This is a genomic window from Alphaproteobacteria bacterium, assembly GCA_030739735.1.
GTDB lineage: Bacteria > Pseudomonadota > Alphaproteobacteria > UBA7887 > UBA7887 > UBA7887.
Window position 1 is genome coordinate 16,548 of sequence record JASLYQ010000006.1, and the last position, 17,609, is coordinate 34,156.

13 protein-coding genes (1 of these 13 only partly in view) are annotated in these 17,609 nt (G+C 63.7%); 6 read left to right on the top strand and 7 right to left on the bottom strand.

Features of this window, described 5'->3' with window-relative positions; translation table 11 throughout:
* Positions 1-1,323, bottom strand: the 5' portion of a protein-coding gene (locus tag QF629_04675; GenBank protein MDP6012827.1) for a thioredoxin domain-containing protein. 807 nt of this gene lie to the left of the window's left edge; 1,323 of the gene's 2,130 nt are visible here — the first part of the coding sequence; the start codon lies at positions 1,321-1,323; the stop codon falls past the left edge of the window.
* A gap of 106 nt (positions 1,324-1,429) precedes the next feature.
* Here QF629_04675 and QF629_04680 point away from each other — a divergent pair, with 106 nt between their 5' ends.
* The 6 genes from QF629_04680 (at position 1,430) to QF629_04705 (ending at position 7,470) form a co-directional block, all read left to right on the top strand.
* Complete coding sequence (locus QF629_04680) at positions 1,430-1,774, top strand: (2Fe-2S) ferredoxin domain-containing protein (GenBank protein ID MDP6012828.1); 345 nt, start codon at positions 1,430-1,432, stop codon at positions 1,772-1,774.
* Entirely contained in the window at positions 1,771-3,105 is a 1,335-nt protein-coding gene (mnmE, locus tag QF629_04685; protein ID MDP6012829.1) for a tRNA uridine-5-carboxymethylaminomethyl(34) synthesis GTPase MnmE, read from the top strand. The genes QF629_04680 and mnmE overlap by 4 nt, the downstream gene beginning before the upstream one ends.
* A 226-nt stretch (positions 3,106-3,331) precedes the next feature.
* Complete coding sequence (gene mnmG / locus QF629_04690; GenBank protein MDP6012830.1) at positions 3,332-5,191, top strand: tRNA uridine-5-carboxymethylaminomethyl(34) synthesis enzyme MnmG; 1,860 nt, start codon at positions 3,332-3,334, stop codon at positions 5,189-5,191.
* Between the two features lies 1 nt (position 5,192).
* Positions 5,193-5,807 (top strand): 16S rRNA (guanine(527)-N(7))-methyltransferase RsmG, encoded by a 615-nt coding sequence (rsmG, locus tag QF629_04695; GenBank protein MDP6012831.1) that lies wholly within the window; start codon positions 5,193-5,195, stop codon positions 5,805-5,807.
* A complete protein-coding gene (locus tag QF629_04700; protein MDP6012832.1) occupies positions 5,798-6,619 on the top strand; it encodes an AAA family ATPase in 822 nt (273 codons plus the stop codon). Before rsmG ends, QF629_04700 begins: the two co-directional genes overlap by 10 nt.
* Positions 6,616-7,470 carry a ParB/RepB/Spo0J family partition protein gene (locus tag QF629_04705; GenBank protein ID MDP6012833.1) on the top strand — a complete coding sequence of 285 codons (855 nt, stop codon included), beginning with the start codon at positions 6,616-6,618 and terminating at the stop codon, positions 7,468-7,470. The genes QF629_04700 and QF629_04705 overlap by 4 nt, the downstream gene beginning before the upstream one ends.
* Here the strand turns inward: QF629_04705 and holA are convergent.
* From holA to QF629_04735, 6 genes are all read right to left on the bottom strand, one after another.
* The gene (gene holA, locus QF629_04710; GenBank protein ID MDP6012834.1) at positions 7,467-8,477 is read right to left on the bottom strand and encodes a DNA polymerase III subunit delta; all 1,011 of its coding nucleotides are present in this window, start codon (positions 8,475-8,477) and stop codon (positions 7,467-7,469) included. The two genes, QF629_04705 and holA, sit on opposite strands and share 4 nt — an antisense overlap.
* Complete coding sequence (gene lptE / locus QF629_04715; GenBank protein ID MDP6012835.1) at positions 8,474-8,956, bottom strand: LPS assembly lipoprotein LptE; 483 nt, start codon at positions 8,954-8,956, stop codon at positions 8,474-8,476. Before lptE ends, holA begins: the two co-directional genes overlap by 4 nt.
* A gap of 13 nt (positions 8,957-8,969) precedes the next feature.
* A complete protein-coding gene (gene leuS, locus QF629_04720) occupies positions 8,970-11,534 on the bottom strand; it encodes a leucine--tRNA ligase (GenBank protein MDP6012836.1) in 2,565 nt (854 codons plus the stop codon).
* 97 nt (positions 11,535-11,631) lie between these two features.
* On the bottom strand, positions 11,632-12,219 hold the full coding sequence (locus QF629_04725; GenBank protein MDP6012837.1) for a DUF3576 domain-containing protein: 588 nt from the start codon (positions 12,217-12,219) through the stop codon (positions 11,632-11,634).
* 101 nt (positions 12,220-12,320) lie between these two features.
* The gene (locus tag QF629_04730; protein MDP6012838.1) at positions 12,321-13,619 is read right to left on the bottom strand and encodes a porin; all 1,299 of its coding nucleotides are present in this window, start codon (positions 13,617-13,619) and stop codon (positions 12,321-12,323) included.
* Positions 13,620-13,908: 289 nt separating this feature from the next.
* On the bottom strand, positions 13,909-17,598 hold the full coding sequence (locus QF629_04735) for a sulfotransferase (GenBank protein ID MDP6012839.1): 3,690 nt from the start codon (positions 17,596-17,598) through the stop codon (positions 13,909-13,911).
* Positions 17,599-17,609 lie beyond the last annotated feature (11 nt).

Below are 17,609 nucleotides of genomic sequence, written 5' to 3' on the forward strand. Positions count from 1 at the left end.
CGCCTGGCGTACGAAATCGTATGCCGTGCGTGCTGCTGAAATCCACTCCGGCTCGTCGAAAACAAAGCCCGCCTTGGCGAGCGCTGCGATCATCAATCCGTTCCAATCGGCCAGCACCTTGTCGTCCCGGCCGGGGCGCACGAGTTTTGCACGCTCAGCCAGGAGACGCTGGCGCAGCTGAGGCAGCTGCGCTTCCTCGGCGGCATCGAGAGGCGGTGCGCGCAGCCTGTTGAGCACATTGCTGCCTTCCCAATTGCCTCCGGCGGAGACGTCGTAGGCTTTCTTGAAGACCTGCGCATCGGTGTCGAGCACAGCCTCGACGTCAGCGTTGGACCAGACGTAGAACTTACCTTCGACGCCATCGCTATCGGCATCCAGGCTGGCCGCGAAGGCGCCATCTTCCGTGCGCATCTCGCGGAGGACCCAGGCCACAGTTTCGCGTACGCGCGCGTGGAACAAGGTGTTGCCAGTACTTTGCCAGACGAGGGTCAGCAGGGCGATTAGCTGGGCGTTGTCGTAGAGCATTTTTTCGAAATGGGGGACAAGCCATAGCGGGTCTATCGAGTAGCGCGCAAAGCCGCCACCGAGGTGATCGTAGATACCCCCCTGGCACATGTGCTCACAGGTAACGAGGGTGGCGCGGGCAGCGTCGTCGTCGCCGTTTCGTAGCGCTGCGCGCCAGATCAACTCGAAGAGTGCGCATTGTGGGAATTTTGTTGCTCCGCGCAAACCTCCGAGGGTGGTGTCGATATGGGGCAGCGCCTGGGCGGCGAGGCGATCGATATCGTTGATGTTGGGTGCTGTTCCCGGGTGGGTGTGTTCGAGTCGCGCAAGCCCGTCGCGCAGGGTGTCGACATTGGCGTTGATGCGTTGCGGGTCAGCGCGGTAGGTTTCTGCGATGCCGGTCAGCACTTGGGGCAGTCCTGGGCGGCCATAGCGGGGTTCGGGCGGGAAGTAGGTGCCACCCCAGAAGGGCTCGCCGTCGGGCGTCAAGAACATGGTCAGGGGCCAGCCGCCATGCTCGCCGAGCAGGCCCAGTGCGGTCTGGTAAATGCCATCAATATCAGGGTGTTCCTCGCGGTCCACCTTGACGGTAACGAACAGTCGGTTCATGAGGGCGGCGATGTTTTCGTTTTCGAAGCACTCACGCGCCATGACGTGGCACCAGTGGCAGGCGGCATAGCCAACCGAGAGCAGGATGGGCTTGTTCTCGTCGCGGGCGCGCGCCAGCGCTTCCGGGCCCCACGGCATCCAGTGAACCGGGTTGTCCTTGTGCTGTAGTAGGTAGGGACTGGTCTCCGCGGCTAGCAGGTTAGCGGACATAGATCCTCTTTTAACTCGCAGCCGTCGCCGGCTTTGTCTTGACGTTTATGACAGGATGGTGCCGTTGGGGCGCAGCTTACAAACCCACGTCCGAGAAAGGAATGCTATGGTCGAGACGGAAAGTAAGTGGATCGGCTATTTCCGCGCGCATGTGTTCTGTTGCACCAACCAGCGCGATGCGGAGGATCCGCGCGGCTGTTGCCACGATCGGAACGGCACGATCTTGCGTAACTATATGAAAACAAAAATAAAAAAGATGGGAATTTCAGGAATTCGCATCAACAGTGCGGGCTGTCTCGGCCGCTGTGAGGAGGGTCCGGCCATGGTTATCTATCCGGACGGCGTCTGGTACCGCTGCGAGAGCCGCGAGGATGTGGACGAGGTGTTGCAATCGCACCTGGTCAAGGGGGTTCCGGTAGCGCGACTTCTTCTTTCAGATTGCGATAAGTGAGTGACGCCACACATCACACAATAATCGCGCGATCGACCGCTGCAGGGCGAGCGGGGATAGCGGTAATTCGCCTGTCCGGTCCGGCAGTTGGCGCAGTTCTGCGGGGAATGGCTGGGTCCTTGCCACCGGCGCGGCAGGCGCAGTTGACGCGGCTTCGCGTGCCAGGCTCCGGCGAGCTCATCGATCAGGGGCTTGTGCTGTGGTTTCCCGGCCCACGCAGCTTCACCGGCGAGGATATGGCGGAGCTGCAGGTGCATGGCGGCGAAGCCGTGGTTATGGCCTGCCTCGAGGCGGCGCTTGCGGTCGACGGCGTACGCCTGGCCGAACCGGGGGAGTTCAGCCGCCGTGCGTTCCTCGACGGCAAACTGGACCTGACCGAGGCTGAAGGGCTCGCCGACCTGATCGGCGCCGAAACCGAGGCGCAGCGCCGGCAAGCGCTGCGTCAACTCGATGGTGCTCTTGGCATCCTCTATGGGGACTGGCGCGTCCGCCTGATCAATGCCTTGGCCCATGTAGAGGCGGTGTTGGATTTTGCCGACGAGGCACTGCCTGACGATCTTCTATTGAGCGCCGCGCCGGTGGTAGCAGAGGTGGCACAAGAGATGGCCGCGCATCTTGATGACGGGCGCCGGGGCGAGCGCCTGCGCAGTGGTTTATTGGTCGCGGTCGTGGGGCCACCAAATGTAGGAAAATCGAGTATTATCAATATATTAGCAAATCGCAACGTGGCTATCGTTAGCCCCATGGCGGGGACCACGCGCGATGTCGTGGAGGCCCATCTCGATCTCGGCGGGGTTCCGGTCGTGATGGCAGATACGGCAGGTCTGCGGGAGGGCGGCGGTGCGATCGAAGCGGAAGGGGTGCGCCGGGCCAGGGCGCGTGCCGAGGCCGCGGACCTCGTGTTGGCGGTTTTCGAGGCGACGACAGCGGGCAACCTTGACGCAAATACCCTGTCAGTGGTCGGCGAGGAAGCCATGATCGTTCTGAACAAGTCCGACTTGGTAGCGGGGGCGCTGCCTTCGGAAATAGCCGGCCGAGCAACCATCGCCACTTCGTGCCGAACCGGACAGGGCATCGATGCGCTGACCGCGGCAATCGCCGGGGCCGGTCAAACAGTGGGCGGTGAAGGCGCGCCACTGACCCGCGCCCGGCACCGCGATGCCGTGACCGCCTGTTCGGTGTCGTTGGTGCGCTTTGCCGAGGCCGAGGCGCCCGAACTCGCGGCAGAGAATTTACGCCAGGCGGTTCGGAGTCTCGGGCGAATTACCGGTCGGGTCGACGTGGAAGATATTCTCGACGCCATCTTCGCCGAGTTCTGTATCGGCAAGTGAGTGTTTCACGTGGAACATAGATGGACGTGCCACGCTGGGAGCGCCATTTGACGATGGTGAGCGAAAGGCCTATGTGTCCCGGCTCTCAAGGGCGTGAAGCGCCGGTCTTCGCCCGGTCAAAACCCTTGAGAGCCGGGACACATAGGCCAGATGCAACCATCGTTATCTGGGGTAGGTTGCCTACGCGCTAGTGTTCGGTGGTCAAGGAGGCATTGGAGTGCGCGGCATGTTAGGCTTGGATGTCATTGTTGTTGGCGGGGGCCATGCGGGCTGCGAAGCCGCGTCGGCTGCGGCGCGTCTTGGCGCGCGCACGCTGCTGATCACGCACGATCTCGCAACCATAGGCGCTATGTCGTGCAACCCAGCTATCGGCGGCATCGGCAAGGGAACTTTGGTGCGCGAGGTCGATGCACTGGGCGGGATGATGGGTCTGGTGGCGGACCGTGCCGGTATCCAGTTCCGCGTGCTCAACGCCAGCAAGGGCCCCGCAGTGCGGGGTCCGCGCGCCCAAATCGACCGCGACCGCTATCGCCTGGCCATGCGTGCCGCGCTCGACGCCCAGGCGGGTATAACCTTGCTGGCTGGGGCTGTGGAGGATCTTATCGTTGATAGGGGGGGCGCCGTCGCCGGCGTCGTTCTTGGGTCGGGGGAGCGCATTACTGCCAAGGCCGTGGTGATCACCACGGGCACCTTCTTACGCGGCATGATCCATATCGGCGAGTCGCAGATTCCTGCTGGTCGGGTGGGCGAAAGTCCGGCAATCGGCCTATCCCGAACGTTTGAGGGTCTAGATTTTCGGCTTGGCAGGCTGAAGACGGGCACGCCGCCGAGACTTGCCCGCGACAGCATCGCTTGGCAGCGGCTAGAAATTCAGCGCGGCGACGATACTCCGCAACCCTTTTCGTTCCTTGGTGGCGGGATCGGGTCCGAGCAGGTGGTCTGCCATATTACAGGCACCACGCCGGAGGGCCACGCACTGATCCGTGCTAATCTCGACCGCTCGCCGGTCTATAGCGGTGCGGTTGAGGGTCTGGGTCCGCGCTATTGTCCGTCTATTGAGGACAAGGTGGTGCGCTTCGCTGACCGCAACAGCCATCAAATCTTCCTAGAGCCCGAAGGCATCGATAGCGAACTGATCTATCCCAACGGCATCTCCACGGCCCTGCCGAAAGAAGTTCAGGAGGCGCTAATCACCAGCATTCCCGGGCTCGAAAGCGCTGAGATTCGCCAGCTGGGTTATGCCATCGAGTACGATTTCATCGATCCGCGCGAGCTTTCGCCGAGTCTTGAAACCGGCCGTATGCCGGGACTTTTTCTCGCTGGGCAAATTAACGGTACGACCGGTTACGAAGAAGCCGCGGGGCAGGGGCTGATAGCGGGGCTCAATGCGGCGCTGTCTGCCGCGGGCCGGCCCGCCTTTACGTTGGACCGCGCCGAAGCGCTGATCGGCGTGATGATCGACGACCTTGTGACCCTCGGTGCGGTTGAGCCGTATCGTATGCTTACCTCGCGAGCCGAATATCGCCTCAGCCTGCGCCCTGACAATGCTGATCTGCGCCTGACTGGGCGCGGCATTGAAGTGGGGTGCATCGACGACGCCCGACGGGACCGCCATGCGGCAAAAACACAAGCCATCGCCGAGGGTAAGACGCAACTTTCGGCGCTCACCCTGACGCCGGGTGAGGCGGAAAAGCACGGACTGCGCCTGCGCCAGGACGGCGTTCGCCGCGACGGCATTGCACTGCTCGCCCATCCCGAGATCGATATCGCGCGCCTTGCCGCCATCTGGCCGGAACTTGCCGGATTTCCAGGAGATGCGGGGCGCCAAATCGAGATCGACGCGCATTATGCCGCTTATCTCAAGCGCCAGGCGCGCGAGATCGCCGATTTTCGCCGCGAAGCGACGCTCGCCATTCCCGCTGACCTCGATATAGCCGCGATCGGCGGCTTGTCGACCGAAGCGTGCCAGGCCCTCGCCGTGGCACGGCCGGCAACCCTTGCTGCTGCAGCGCGCCTGCCGGGGCTGACGCCGGCGGCGCTAACGGCGCTTCTCGTGTATCTGCGGGGGTCGCCCAATGCCGCCTGAGATGTCGGCGGCGAAATTCGCCGTGGAAGCCGGTGTTTCACGTGAAACATTGGACCGTTTTGAGGCCTATCTGGCGCTGCTTCGCCATTGGCAGAAGCGTATCAACTTGGTCGCGGCCTCAACCCTCGCCGACCCCTGGCGCCGGCACATGCTTGACAGTGCCCAGCTGGTGCCGCTTTTGTCTGCGGGCACGCGGACCGTCGTCGATCTCGGGGCCGGGGCCGGATTTCCGGGACTGCCCATCGCCTTGGTAGCGCCAAAGCCCATAGAAGTACTGCTGATCGAGAGCGATGTGCGCAAGTGCGCCTTCCTGGCGGAGGCGATTCGCGAGTGCGGGGCGCCGGCACGGGTGATTCCAGCCCGAATCGAGGACATCCCGGTGCGCGATATCGATGTTGTGGTGGCACGTGCCTGCGCGCCTTTGGCTAAATTGCTGGGCTTGGCACGACCGCTGCTATGTCCCGGCGGCCGCGCCCTGTTTCTCAAGGGGCGCCGCGCCGAAGAGGAATTGACCGTGGCGGGGCAAGCCTGGACAATGACCCTGGTGCGGCACGCGAGCCGCACCGACCCCGATTCCACCATTATCGAGGCGAGCGACATCACGCCGTGTCCGTGACTGCAGAAGACAGCGCCCCCGGGGGCACAGCGAAAGTTATCGCCGTTGCCAACCAGAAAGGCGGCGTGGGCAAGACCACCACCGCCATCAACTTGGCGACCGCCTTCGCGGCTATCAATAAGCGCGCGCTAGTGGTTGATCTCGACCCCCAGGGCAATGCCAGCACCGGACTCGGCATTGCGGCAGCCCAGCGTGAGCGCACCAGCTACGACGTCATCATGGGCGAGACGAGCCTGGCCGAGGCCGTGCTTGCGACGGAGGTGCCGGGGCTTTTCCTGCTCCCCGCCGACGAGGATCTGGCGGGTGTTGAGATTGAGCTGGTGGCGGCCGAGGACCGCGTGTTCCGCCTGCGCCGGGCCATCGAGACGCTGGTGCAGGATTACGATTACGTGCTTATAGACTGCCCGCCGGGCCTGGGACTGCTCAATCTCAACGGCCTGGTCGCGGCGCATACGGTGCTGGTGCCACTGCAATGCGAGTTCTTTGCGCTCGAAGGCCTCAGCCAACTCATCCGCACCATCGAGCGCGTGCGACAGAGCTTCAATCCCGAGCTGACAATAGAGGGTGTGGTGCTGACCATGTTTGATCGCCGCAACAATCTCTCCGAGCAAGTCGCCAACGATGTGCGCCATTATCTCGGTGCAAAGGTCTTCGAGACTGTGATCCCGCGTAACGTGCGCATTTCCGAGGCGCCCTCCCACGGCAAGCCAGTACTGCTCTATGATTTCCGCTCGGCCGGTGCCCGCGCCTACATGTATTTGGTCAGCGAAATGTTGCGGCGCGACAAAAATGCCGCGATGGTGAGGGCATGAGTGCGGCGCGCGAGCGAGGGCTCGGCCGCGGCCTCGGCGCTTTGCTGGGTGAGGCGGGGGCCGCTGTGCCGGGCCATGAGCCGGCCACGCTGGCGACAGCCGATTTGGCGCCCGGGCCATTCCAGCCACGGCGAAATTTCGATGAGAATGAACTCGAGTCACTGTGCGCCTCGATCCGCGAGCGCGGCATTATGCAGCCAATCCTGGTGCGCCCCGATCCCAAGACCGAAGGTCGCTATGAGATTGTCGCCGGCGAGCGCCGTTGGCGCGCTGCGCAGCGCGCCCAGCTGCACGAAGTTCCGGTCATCATCCGTGAACTCGACGATCGCGACAGCCTCGAGGTAGCACTCATCGAGAACGTCCAGCGCCAGGACCTCGGTGCACTCGAGGAGGCCGAGGGCTACCGCCGCCTGATCGAGGAGTTCGACCTCACCCAGGAGACCCTCGCCCGCCAGGTTGGCAAGAGCCGCAGCCATGTCGCCAACATGTTGCGCCTGCTCGGCCTACCGGAGGCGGTGCGCGAGATGGTCGATACGCGCGAACTCAGTCCCGGCCATGCCCGCGCGCTCTTGATGGCACAGGATCCGGAGGCGCTGGCCAAGACCGTCCAGGCTAAGGGCCTCAACGTGCGCCAGACCGAGGCGTTGGTGAGGCGAGCGGCGGCCGGCTTGGTCAAGGCACTCAAGGCCAAGGTGCTACGCAGCCCGGATACCGTAAAGCTCGAAAAGGACCTCACGGCGGCACTCGGTATGCGTGTACAGATCGTGGAGCGCGGTGAGGCAGGTGAACTGCGTATCACCTATCGCAGTCTCGAACAGCTCGACGATTTCATCAAACGAGTGCGGGACTAACGATTAGCTGCAGCGGTAAGACGCGTAAGCGTCTGGCCACATATCGCGGCAGCCGGCAGACCCGTGGTCTTGCAGTCGATCTCCGCTTGCAGCAGAAGATCAAGTGCTGCGGCCAGGGTTTGAGTTCGCCAGCGCCTCAATTGTTCCATGAAGGAGGCTTTGCGCTTGAAGAATAGGGGTGGGCGCAGCCCGGCGAGCGCGCTTTCGGCGTCGGTGCTGGCGGCAACCCGATGCAGGCGCTGAAAATGCCGCTCTACCGCACGTAGCACGCCGACCGGATGGACGCCATCGAGGTGCAGGCGTAGGAGCGCTCGCCCGACTACGGCGTGGTCACCGCCCGCCACCGCGTCGGCGAGGTCGTCAAGGGTAACCGTAGCCGAATCGCCAATCACGGCCTCGACAGCCGCTTCGTCCACTTCCGTCTCGCCTTCGCCCACATAGAGCGCGAGCTTGTCGATCTCGCGCCGGGTCAGCTTGCGATCGCCACCAAGGCGGGTAATAAGCGCGTGACGGGCGCCAGGCGTCGCGCGCAACTGATGGCTGGCCAAGCTTTCGTCTATGACGCTTTCCAGGCTCGTCGCGTCGTCGGCGTAACAGGGAACGGCGGCTGCGTTGTCGGCACCTTCGCAAAGTTTACGCAGCCGTGAACTCGCCGCAAGCTCGCCCGCTTCAAGCACAACGAGGGTGTCGCCCGCAGCCGTTTCAAGCCAGGAGGCGACTGCCTCCGCCGTGTCGTTGCCGGCTTCGCGCAGGCGCACGACGCGGCGTCCGCCGGTGAGCGCTAGGGCTGCAGCCTCGTCGGCAAGCGAGGCTGGGTCGGCCACGATCGCCTTGCCGCTCAGCTCGGAGACGCGGAAGGGATCACGTAGATCGTCTACGATGCTGCGGACAAGGGTTTCTGCACGCTCCTGCGCCAGCCCACGGTCCGGGCCGTAGACTAGTACTGCTACGACCTTGGCCGGGGGGCTTCGGCAAAAGCCGTCCGCGCGTCCGGCGCCTATCTTCATTGGCCACGCCTGCGGTCAAAATAAAGCGTCAGGCGCTCAAGAATCTTGTGCCCAATCTGGCGTGTAGCGCGGCGGCCCGCGCGCTGCTCGGCAATGAGTGTAGCGTATTCCGCCGACTCGACGATGTTGTAGCTGGTTACGGTGCGCAAATCGCCCTGGTCCAGCACCGTACCGCTGCCGCTCTCGCTCAGAACGTAGCGGACACTGAGGTTGAAGTCATAGCGCCGCACCAGGGTGTTATCCTCGATCACCAGCGCCTCCTTGCCCTCGGTCAGTGACACGCTAAGGCGGTAACGCGACTTCTCGGCCGTTCCCCGCGGGGCAAGCTCTTGATCCAGCAAATCCGCGAGAGTCGGACCCAGGTTGCCGATAATCGGTGCTACTTTGACATGTGCGAGATGAGTAGCGATCTCTACACTGGCGCGCTCGCCGTGCAACGGGTGGAAGCCGCAGCCCGCAAGCGCTGCGGCAACAAGCACTATGACTATATGCCTAGACCACAACATTGACGATTCGGTTTGGCACGACAATCACCTTGCGTACATCCTTACCGGCGATCGCCGCTGCCACCTTGGGCTCGGCCAGGGCCTCGGCTTCGACAGAGGCGCGGTCCGCGTTGGGCGCGAGTTCGAGCGTGGCGCGCTTCTTGCCGTTAACCTGCACTGCGACCACCACGCGCTCTGCGGCAACCAGCGCCGGGTCGGCTTCAGGCCAGGGCTCGCGGCAGATATAGCCGTCATGGCCGAGACGGCGCCAGGCTTCCTCAGCGAAATGAGGCATCATAGGCGCCACTAGCAGGACCAGCGTCTCTAGCGATTCGCGCAGCACGGCGCCAGCCTGTGGGCCGGCCGGCTCGTAAGCCGCGATGGCGTTGGAAAGTGCGCGAATATGCGCGACCGCACGGTTAAAGTGGAAGCGCTCGATGTCGTCGCTCACTGCGGCGATGGTGAAGTGGATGACACGCCTAAGCTTAAACTCGGGGCCCGCCGCATCGAGGTTGTCCGGCATAGCGCTTCCCGCAACGGACAGGGCGGTAGCCGGCTCAGTGACCATGCGCCAAAGTCGTTGCACGTAGCGCCAGACGCCCTCGATGCCTGCTTCCGTCCATTCAAGGTCGCGCTCGGGAGGGCTATCCGAGAGCATGAATAGCCGTGCCGAATCGGCGCCGTAGCGCGCGATCATATTCTCCGGATCGATGACGTTGCGCCGCGACTTACTCATCTTCTCCGAGCGCCCGACGCTGACCGGCGCGCCGTCGCTGCACCGCGTCGCCCCGTCCTCGCTGCGCGTCACCTCCTCAGGATAAAGCCAGCTGCCATCCTCAGCGCGATAGGTCTCGTGGCAGACCATGCCTTGTGCAAGCAGGCCGGAGAACGGCTCGTCGAACTCGACATAGCCGCAGCGCCTTAGCGCGCGCATGAAGAAGCGCGAATAGAGCAGATGCAGGATGGCATGCTCGATGCCGCCAATATATTGGTCGACCGGCATCCAGCGCTGCATCGCCTCGGGCTCCAGCGGCACCTCCGCGTGGGCACAGGCGAAGCGGGCAAAATACCAAGAGGAATCGACAAAGGTATCGAAGGTATCGGTGTCGCGCTCGGCTTCGGCCCCGCATGACGGGCAAGTGACGGTCTTCCACGCCGCATGCCGGTCGAGTGGATTCCCCGGCTGGTCGAAGCTGACATCGTCAGGCAGGATCACCGGCAAGTCTTCCTCCGGCACCGGCACGATACCGCAACTCGCGCAGTGCACGACGGGGATCGGACAGCCCCAATAGCGCTGGCGCGAGGCGATCCAGTCGCGCAGGCGATAGGTGGTCTCGCCTTCGCCATCGCCGCTCTCGGCAAGCCGGGCGATGACTGCCGCCTTGGCCTCCTCGACGTCGAGGCCGTCGAGAAAATCCGAGTTGACCAGCACACCGTCTTCCATGAAGGCCTCGCCGGATACAGTAAAGCTCTTCTCGGCGTTGCGTGGGCGCACCACGGTAAGGATCGGTAATTCGTACTTGGTGGCAAAATCGAAGTCGCGCTGATCGTGCGCCGGCACGCCGAAAATGGCACCTGTGCCATATGCCATGAGTACGAAGTTGGCGACATAGATTGGCAGGGTTACGCCCTCGGCGAGCGGATGGATCGCCTCCAGCTCCGTGCAATAACCCATCTTCTCGGCCGTCTCGAGGTCGGCTTCGGAGGTGCCGATGCGGTTGCACTCGGCGATGAAATCGGCCAGTGCTGAATCCGATTCGGCAAGCTCCACCGCCAGCGGGTGATTTGCGGCAATAGCGCAGAAGCTGGCACCGAACAGCGTGTCCGGCCGGGTAGTGAAGACCTCCAGGCGATCATCGCGGCCCCCCAGGCGGAAGCGCAGCCGTGCGCCCTCGGAGCGGCCAATCCAGTTGGCCTGCATGGTCCGGACGGAATCGGGCCAGCGCTCCAGCTCGTCGAGCGCATCGAGCAGGGAATCGGCAAAATCGGTAATGCGGAACATCCATTGCGGCAGCAGGCGTCGCTCGACTAGTGCGCCCGAGCGCCAGCCACGCCCCTCAATGACCTGCTCGTTGGCAAGCACGGTATGATCGGCGGGGTCCCAATTGACCCAGGCCTCCTTGCGGTAGACCAAGTCTTCGGTGAGCATGTCGAGGAACATCTTCTGCTCGTGCCGGTAATAGTCAGGTGAGCAGGTTGTGACCTCGCGGCTCCAGTCGTAGGACAGGCCCATAGACTTGAGCTGCTCGCGCATGGTGGTGATGTTGCTCCAGGTCCACTCGGCGGGATGGACGCCCTGTTCCATGGCCGCGTTCTCGGCCGGCATGCCGAAGGCGTCCCAGCCCATGGGGTGCAATACGTTGAAGCCGCGCGCGCGCTTGTAGCGCGCCAGCAGATCGCCGAGCGTATAAACGCGCACATGGCCCATATGGATGCGACCGGAGGGATAGGGAAACATCTCGAGAACGTAGTAGGGCGGCCGCTCATCGTCGTCATCGGTGGCAAAACTCGAATCCGCCTCCCAGGCCTTTTGCCATTTGGGCTCGGTCGTTTGCGGATCGTATCGCGCCATCGGGAGTCCGTTCTTGGCTTCAGAGAATGTTCGATAAATCTCACCAGCGCTGCGCCTCATCAGCACCAGCCCAACGGCCGCGTCTGGCCCGCCCGGACTACTCTTGGTTGGCGAGGGTGCGAATTCTGAGTAGGCGAGCGCGCCTCAGAATGGCGTTCTCCAGATCTGTTGACATGGAATCGGCGACAGCCGCATCGACCCAGCCGTTGGCGCCCTGCTCCTGACGGAACACCGCAACCCGGACACCGTCGGCTCGCATGGCCCGATCGAGAATGAAGGCCGAGATCTTAAAGCGCTCGTTCGGCGTTTGCGGTGGGGTATACCAGTCGGTGATGATGACGCCGCCAAAAGGATCGGCTGAGGTCAGCGGCAGGAAGGCAAGGGTGTCGATCGAAGCCCGCCAGAGGAAGCTGTTGACACCGATGCCGGCGCCACCGCCGCCGTCGTCCGGCCGGTAGTCGGGTTCGCCCAGCAAGACGATGCCGCCGTCCCCAAAAAGGGACCCGCTGCTGTCGATGCCGGGCCTGTTCGGATGGGTGCCATAGGTGGAACTATCGTCGGAAGGATAGGCCGTCTCGATGTCTAAATCGTCGCCGCAGCCCGACAGGGTGGGCAACAGCAATGCTACGGCCATCGCCAAGCCCAGCGAGCGCTGCGAGTAGAGTGCCACAGATGAAGCGGTCAAAAGCAAGCGTAGCCTCAGTCAGCGGCCATGCCGCAGCCAACGAAAAAGGGGCGACAGCATAGCTGTCGCCCCTTCTCAAGTCGAGAACCAAAGCTTCCTGATCAGAAGCTCATCTGCAAACCGCTAAAGACCGCTATAGCGTCGTTATCCAGGTTGGCCGCACCGTTGACGGCGAAGTCGGTCGCGTTTTGAGTGTGGTCGATGTCAACACCCTGTATGCCAGTATGCCAACTGAGGCCTGGAGCGACCTGATAATTCGAGCCGATTGTCCAGATATCAACCTCGTACGTCTCGCCCAGCGCTGACGGCGCGACCGTGAAGCCAGTCGTAACGCCAGTGGTGGCATGGGCGAGCGCCGCAGCCGCGGTAACCACCCGGTTCGAGGATACGACTTCAGTGGAAACGTACTGCACCTCGAAACTTAACGGTCCAGCCCAGTAGGCCGCATCTAGACCCCAGCCGTCGCTCTTGAAGCCGTAGTCGCGGCCCTTGATGGCACCTGAGGTGCCTTCATCATAGTATTGGCCGCCCACCTGGAAGCTACCCCAACCGATCTGAGCGCTGAGCATGTACATGCCCAAACCGCTCACGTCCTTGTGGGTGTTCAGACCAGTTGTGCCGGTGGCAGCCGAGAGATAGCCATCGGAAATGGCGCCGACAGCCGATAATCCGACATTGACATCGCCAAAGTCGCCCTTCCACTGGCCACCGAAACCGATCTTGTCCTTGTAAACGCCGGCGGCATTGTCAACAGCGTTGACGGCATTGTCAGACGTATTGGGGGCGTAAGTGATTCCAGCCTGGAAGCCCGATACGATCGGAGTGTAATAGGTGACACCGATCCCCTTAGAGAACCATTGGCGGTATGGCGCGCCAGCGCGAGACCTGATGCCAGACACGGCTGCACCGCCACCATCGGCTGCGCCCGCGGGCATGGCAATGTAGCGCAGCCCAGCGTCAATACCGCCGTTAGCGCCGGCATAGGTTCTACACGTCGGACAGAGGGCCATGCCTGAGTCGGCGTGGAAGTTGTTGCCAAACTCAAGCGAGCCCCAGCCACCATTCATAAAAATGTACTCACGGCCAGGCCAACCGTTCGTATTTACGCCGCCGGTGGCCATGTGTATCGTCGCGCCATAGGCGAGGCCGTTATCAGCCGTCAACTCGCCGTTCATCCAGATCTCGGCAAAACGGCCATTTATCATACCATGATCTGAGGTATTGGCGCTGCCTGCGTAGTTGTCGTTAGAGGCTGTGCCTACTTCCCACTGCGACACCATTCCCGCGGTTAGAACTTGCGTGCCGTCCTCATCTTGCGACTGGAGGGGTACGGCAAGCGCGCTACCAGCGACCACCGATGCCCCAACCAGTGCGGTAGTTCCAAGAAGAAGTTTCTTCATAAGGTTTTCGACCTCCACACTGTGGGTCCATGGGTCCGCGGCTGCATGAACCCCGTGACCCGGCTCTTAACAATCGCCTGGGCAACCAACACAACAAGTCGCCAGGCCCAAAATGGTCGCTCTCAAGGTCGCTTGCCAATCCTCGGCACATCCCTCGAAACCGGCGCGCGCAACATAAGCTACGCACGTCGTCCAGTTTAACTATTTTATGGGCATGCAAATCAACCTTTTCCGACGTCGGACTGCGTTCTTCATGTTACGTTGTGGCAAAAAAGCAACAAATGGCGCCTCAACTAGTGTCCCGGGTGGGTTCTGGCTCAGCTAGGGCGGCCGCCAGCGGCGCGAGCGCTTCCCCCAGACGTTGTGCCCCTTCGTGACACATCGCGCGTTGCCGGTCCACGATGGCAGCGCAAGCGGCCTCTTCGGCAAGGTCGAGGAAGCGCAGCAACGCTGCTGCTGCTTCTGTCGGCCTGTCGAGGAGGTCCGCGAAGGCGATCTCATGCACGGGCAGCGCCAGGACTTGCCGCCAATGGTCGAGCAGGCGCGCCACATTGCGGGCATGGCCGCCGATATCGCCGAGATCGTAGGCATAGGGGCTGGCGCCGGCGAAATCCTCAAAATAGCAGGCGAGGCCGGCATCCAGCGGGTCGCGGTGGCAGATCACCACGCGGGCATCCGGGAACAAGCTTTGCGCCAGGCCGAGGTGGAAGACGTTGCCGGGGACCGCTTCGACGGCCCAGACTACGCTGGGCGCGCGCTCGGCCAGGCGCGTGCGGTGCGCTGTCGCCACGGTCGCACCGCCCTCACCGGCCAGCGCAGCCATATCATCGAGATAGCCGAAGCCCTGGCCACCGAGGCTCCGCGCGCTGGCGTGCAGCAGGCCGGCCGGGCCGAGGCCTTTGATGCGCGAATGGGAGGCAAGCATGCGTTCGACTAGGCGCATCCCTGAGCGCTGCATGCCGACCACGAAGAGCGGGCGCGGTTCGTTGGGTGCCAGCGCTACGAGGGGGCCGGCGGGAAAGGCAGCGATGAGGCGTTCGACCAGGGCCGTCTCTGCTGCCAGGTCCAAGCGCACGCCTTTGAGGCGATTGGCCTCGTGCGCGGTCTCCAATGCGGCTTTCGCCTCGCCCAGGCGGTAGCGGGCGCGGGCCAGGGCGAAGAGCAGCTGGCTGCGCAGCACCCCAGGCAGGTCGTCGCGCGCGAGGGCTGCCTCCAGGCCATCTCTTGCCGATGCCAGCTCGGCCGGACCGGCGGTTTCGGCACGCGCCAGGGCGAGCTCGGGTTCATCGCCCGAGAGGCCCGCGAGCAACACCCTAGCGCCCGCTTGGTCGTCGAGCGCGGCGAGGCCGCATGCCGCGGCCGCCGCCGCGCCGCGCCTGGCGGCTGTACGGAAGGTCGCCGCGGCGGCCTCATCTCTGCCGGCAAACGCGTAGGCGTTGGCCAGTTCGCAGAGCAAGACGCCCGAGGTCGGGGCCTTGTCACGCGTCCGCTCCAGCACCGCCACTGCCTGCTCGACTTCGCCGGTCTGCTGCAGGGCCGTGGCCAGGCGCCGGGCGCCTGCGGGCTCGCCCGGAACCAGGGCGTGGAGTTCGCGATAGGCTGCGAGCGCCGCGTCCAACTTGCCCGCTTGCATTAGGACGTCGCCGAGGGCGAGGCGAATCTGCGGCACCGTCGGCTGTAACTGGGCGGCCCGCGCCAGGACCAGCTCAGCGCCCGGCAGGTCGCCAGTCTCGGCCAGGGCCTGACCGAGATGGGTCAGCCCACGGGCATCGTCGGGCTCGTGCTCTAAGCCCTTGCGGAAATGCCCCAGCGCCTCGTCAAAACGGCCCTGGGCTGCGACTGCCAGTCCGAGATTGTGGTGGCCTCCGGCGAAGGCGGGGTCGGCGGCAGTGGCGGCGCGGAACTCTTGCTCGCCTTCCTTGGCCTCGCCTCGTTTCAGGAGCGCCTGGCCTAAGGCATTGCGAACGCTGGCATTTTTTGGCTCGACGCGGGCCGCCATGCGAAAATGCTCCAGCGCCTCCTGCCCCTTGCCCTTGCCTTGTTCCAACAAACCCAGCTGCATCAGTGTCGGCGCATGCCGCGGAGCGCGCGCGAGGATGTTGCGATAGAGGGTTTCGGCTGTGGTGAGGTCGCCGTTACGGTGCGCTTCTGCCGCCGTTTCGAACAACCGCGCCGCAGCGTTGGCATCCTCCCAGGCCGGGTCGTCGACAGCCGGCGAGGCGAGCGCCTCGACGAGCGGTGCGAGATGCGCAGCATAGTGTTCGTGGCGTTTGACCGAGCCGCGGTAGATGGGTTGGCGCACCTGATCGTAGCTCGCCGTCAGGGTGCGGCGGGAGGAGCTGTGAAAGGCGAGACAGGCGTCGTCCCAAGGCAGGCCGAGGAAGGCGATCATCTGCCGGCTCACGCGCTCCTGATCGGCGACCAGCTCTTCGTAAGAAACCTCAAGCAGCTCGATGCCGCCGTCGCCCTGCCAATGGGCCATGAGGCGCTCGTAAAGCCGATGCTGTGCGCCGAGGCTCGCCAGGTCGTGTGCAAAGCCGAGACCGTAAAAGAAATTCTGGAAATAGCACGACAGGCAGGTGTCGATCGGGTCGCGGGTGCAATGGATGATGCGCGCGCGAGGGAACAGCTGGGCGATCAGGCCCAGGTGGCGATGATTGTGTGGCAGCTTGTCGGTGGTCCGCTCGGCATTGCTCGAGAGCGCCGCAAGGCGCTCCAGGTGGGCCTCGGCGAAGCGGTCGAGCAATGCCTGATCGGCATCCGCCATGCAGTCCGGGAAGCGCGCGTCGCCGCCCATCTCGATGGCCATGGCCTTGCTGAGGTTGGGGATATCGGAAAGTTCGCCGGCGCCGTGCACGGCGGGATGGCTGGCCAGGATGGCTTCGACCAGGCTGGTGCCCGAGCGCGGCATGCCGACGATAAACACCGGCACTTCGCTGGTGTTGCTCGCCTGCGCCAGGCCTTCGCGCCAGCCCGCGTTATAGACGCGCTCGTTGGCCGCGGCGTCGCGCACCTGGTTGGCATGGTCATAGGGCCGCGAGTCTAGCGCGTTGCCGCGAGCGTAGGCATCGAAGGCGTCGTCGTAAAGGCCGAGCGAATCGTTGAGGTCGCCGAGGCGGAAATACAGCACCTGTCGGGTCTCGTCATCGAGCTCGTGGTCGTCCAGCAATGCGACGATTCTGTCTCGCGCCTCCTGGCGCCGGTCGAGGCGCTTGGCCAGGACGGCGAACTCGGTGACCACGGAGGGGTCCTCGGGCGCGCTGTCGAGCAGCGGCTCGAATCGCCGCCAGGCTTCGTCAAACCTTCCCTGACGCTCGAGATTATTGACCTGATCGACGGTAATTATGGTGCCATCTTCGCCGCTGGTGCCGGCGCGCTCGAACAGCGTCAGGGCCTCCTCGTAGCGGTCGGCATGTTCGAGTGCCCGGCCCAGATACCTCTGAATCACCGAGTTTTCCGGTTTCAGTGCCAAGGCCCTTTCAAGGCACGGCACCGCTTTGTCGGGCTTGCGCTCCTTCATCAAGATGATGCCGAGATTGGCCAGCGTCTCGGGATTTTCGGGCCTGAGCTCGAGAGCGGCGGCAAAATGCGGTGCTGCCTCCTCGCCGCGGTGCAACTCACCCAGAGCGACGCCGAGATTGTTGTGCGCCGCGCCGTGCTGGGGCTCGAGCCTGAGCGCAGTCTCGAAATGGGGCACTGATTCCTCCGTGCGCTCGCTCTGGCGCAACGCCTCGCCGAGGTTGTTGTGGAAATCGGCGGCGTCGGGTGCCAGTGCCACGGCTTTTTCGAAATGGGGAATGGCGCGCTCAGGCTTGCCCAACTCGGAGGCAACGATCCCCGCCATGTTCCAGACTAGCGGGTGCTGTGGAATGCCCTTGGTCAGCTCACCGACCAGCGGGCGCGCCTCGGCAAAGCGCTGCTCGCGCATCAGGCGCACGGCCTTATCCAGCTTTTTCTGATGTTTCTCGCGGGGCGTCATTGCGGCGCCGG

Excerpts from the sequence above, each read along its gene's own strand:
- leuS (MDP6012836.1), bottom strand. The coding sequence starts at position 11,534 with ATGGCGCGATACGATCCGCAAACGACCGAGCCCAAATGGCAAAAGGCC.
- holA (MDP6012834.1), bottom strand. The coding sequence starts at position 8,477 with ATGAAGATAGGCGCCGGACGCGCGGACGGCTTTTGCCGAAGCCCCCCG.
- QF629_04735 (MDP6012839.1), bottom strand. The coding sequence starts at position 17,598 with ATGACGCCCCGCGAGAAACATCAGAAAAAGCTGGATAAGGCCGTGCGC.
- QF629_04705 (MDP6012833.1), top strand. The coding sequence starts at position 6,616 with ATGAGTGCGGCGCGCGAGCGAGGGCTCGGCCGCGGCCTCGGCGCTTTG.
- mnmG (MDP6012830.1), top strand. The coding sequence starts at position 3,332 with ATGTTAGGCTTGGATGTCATTGTTGTTGGCGGGGGCCATGCGGGCTGC.
- QF629_04730 (MDP6012838.1), bottom strand. The coding sequence starts at position 13,619 with ATGAAGAAACTTCTTCTTGGAACTACCGCACTGGTTGGGGCATCGGTG.
- rsmG (MDP6012831.1), top strand. The coding sequence starts at position 5,193 with ATGTCGGCGGCGAAATTCGCCGTGGAAGCCGGTGTTTCACGTGAAACA.
- QF629_04680 (MDP6012828.1), top strand. The coding sequence starts at position 1,430 with ATGGTCGAGACGGAAAGTAAGTGGATCGGCTATTTCCGCGCGCATGTG.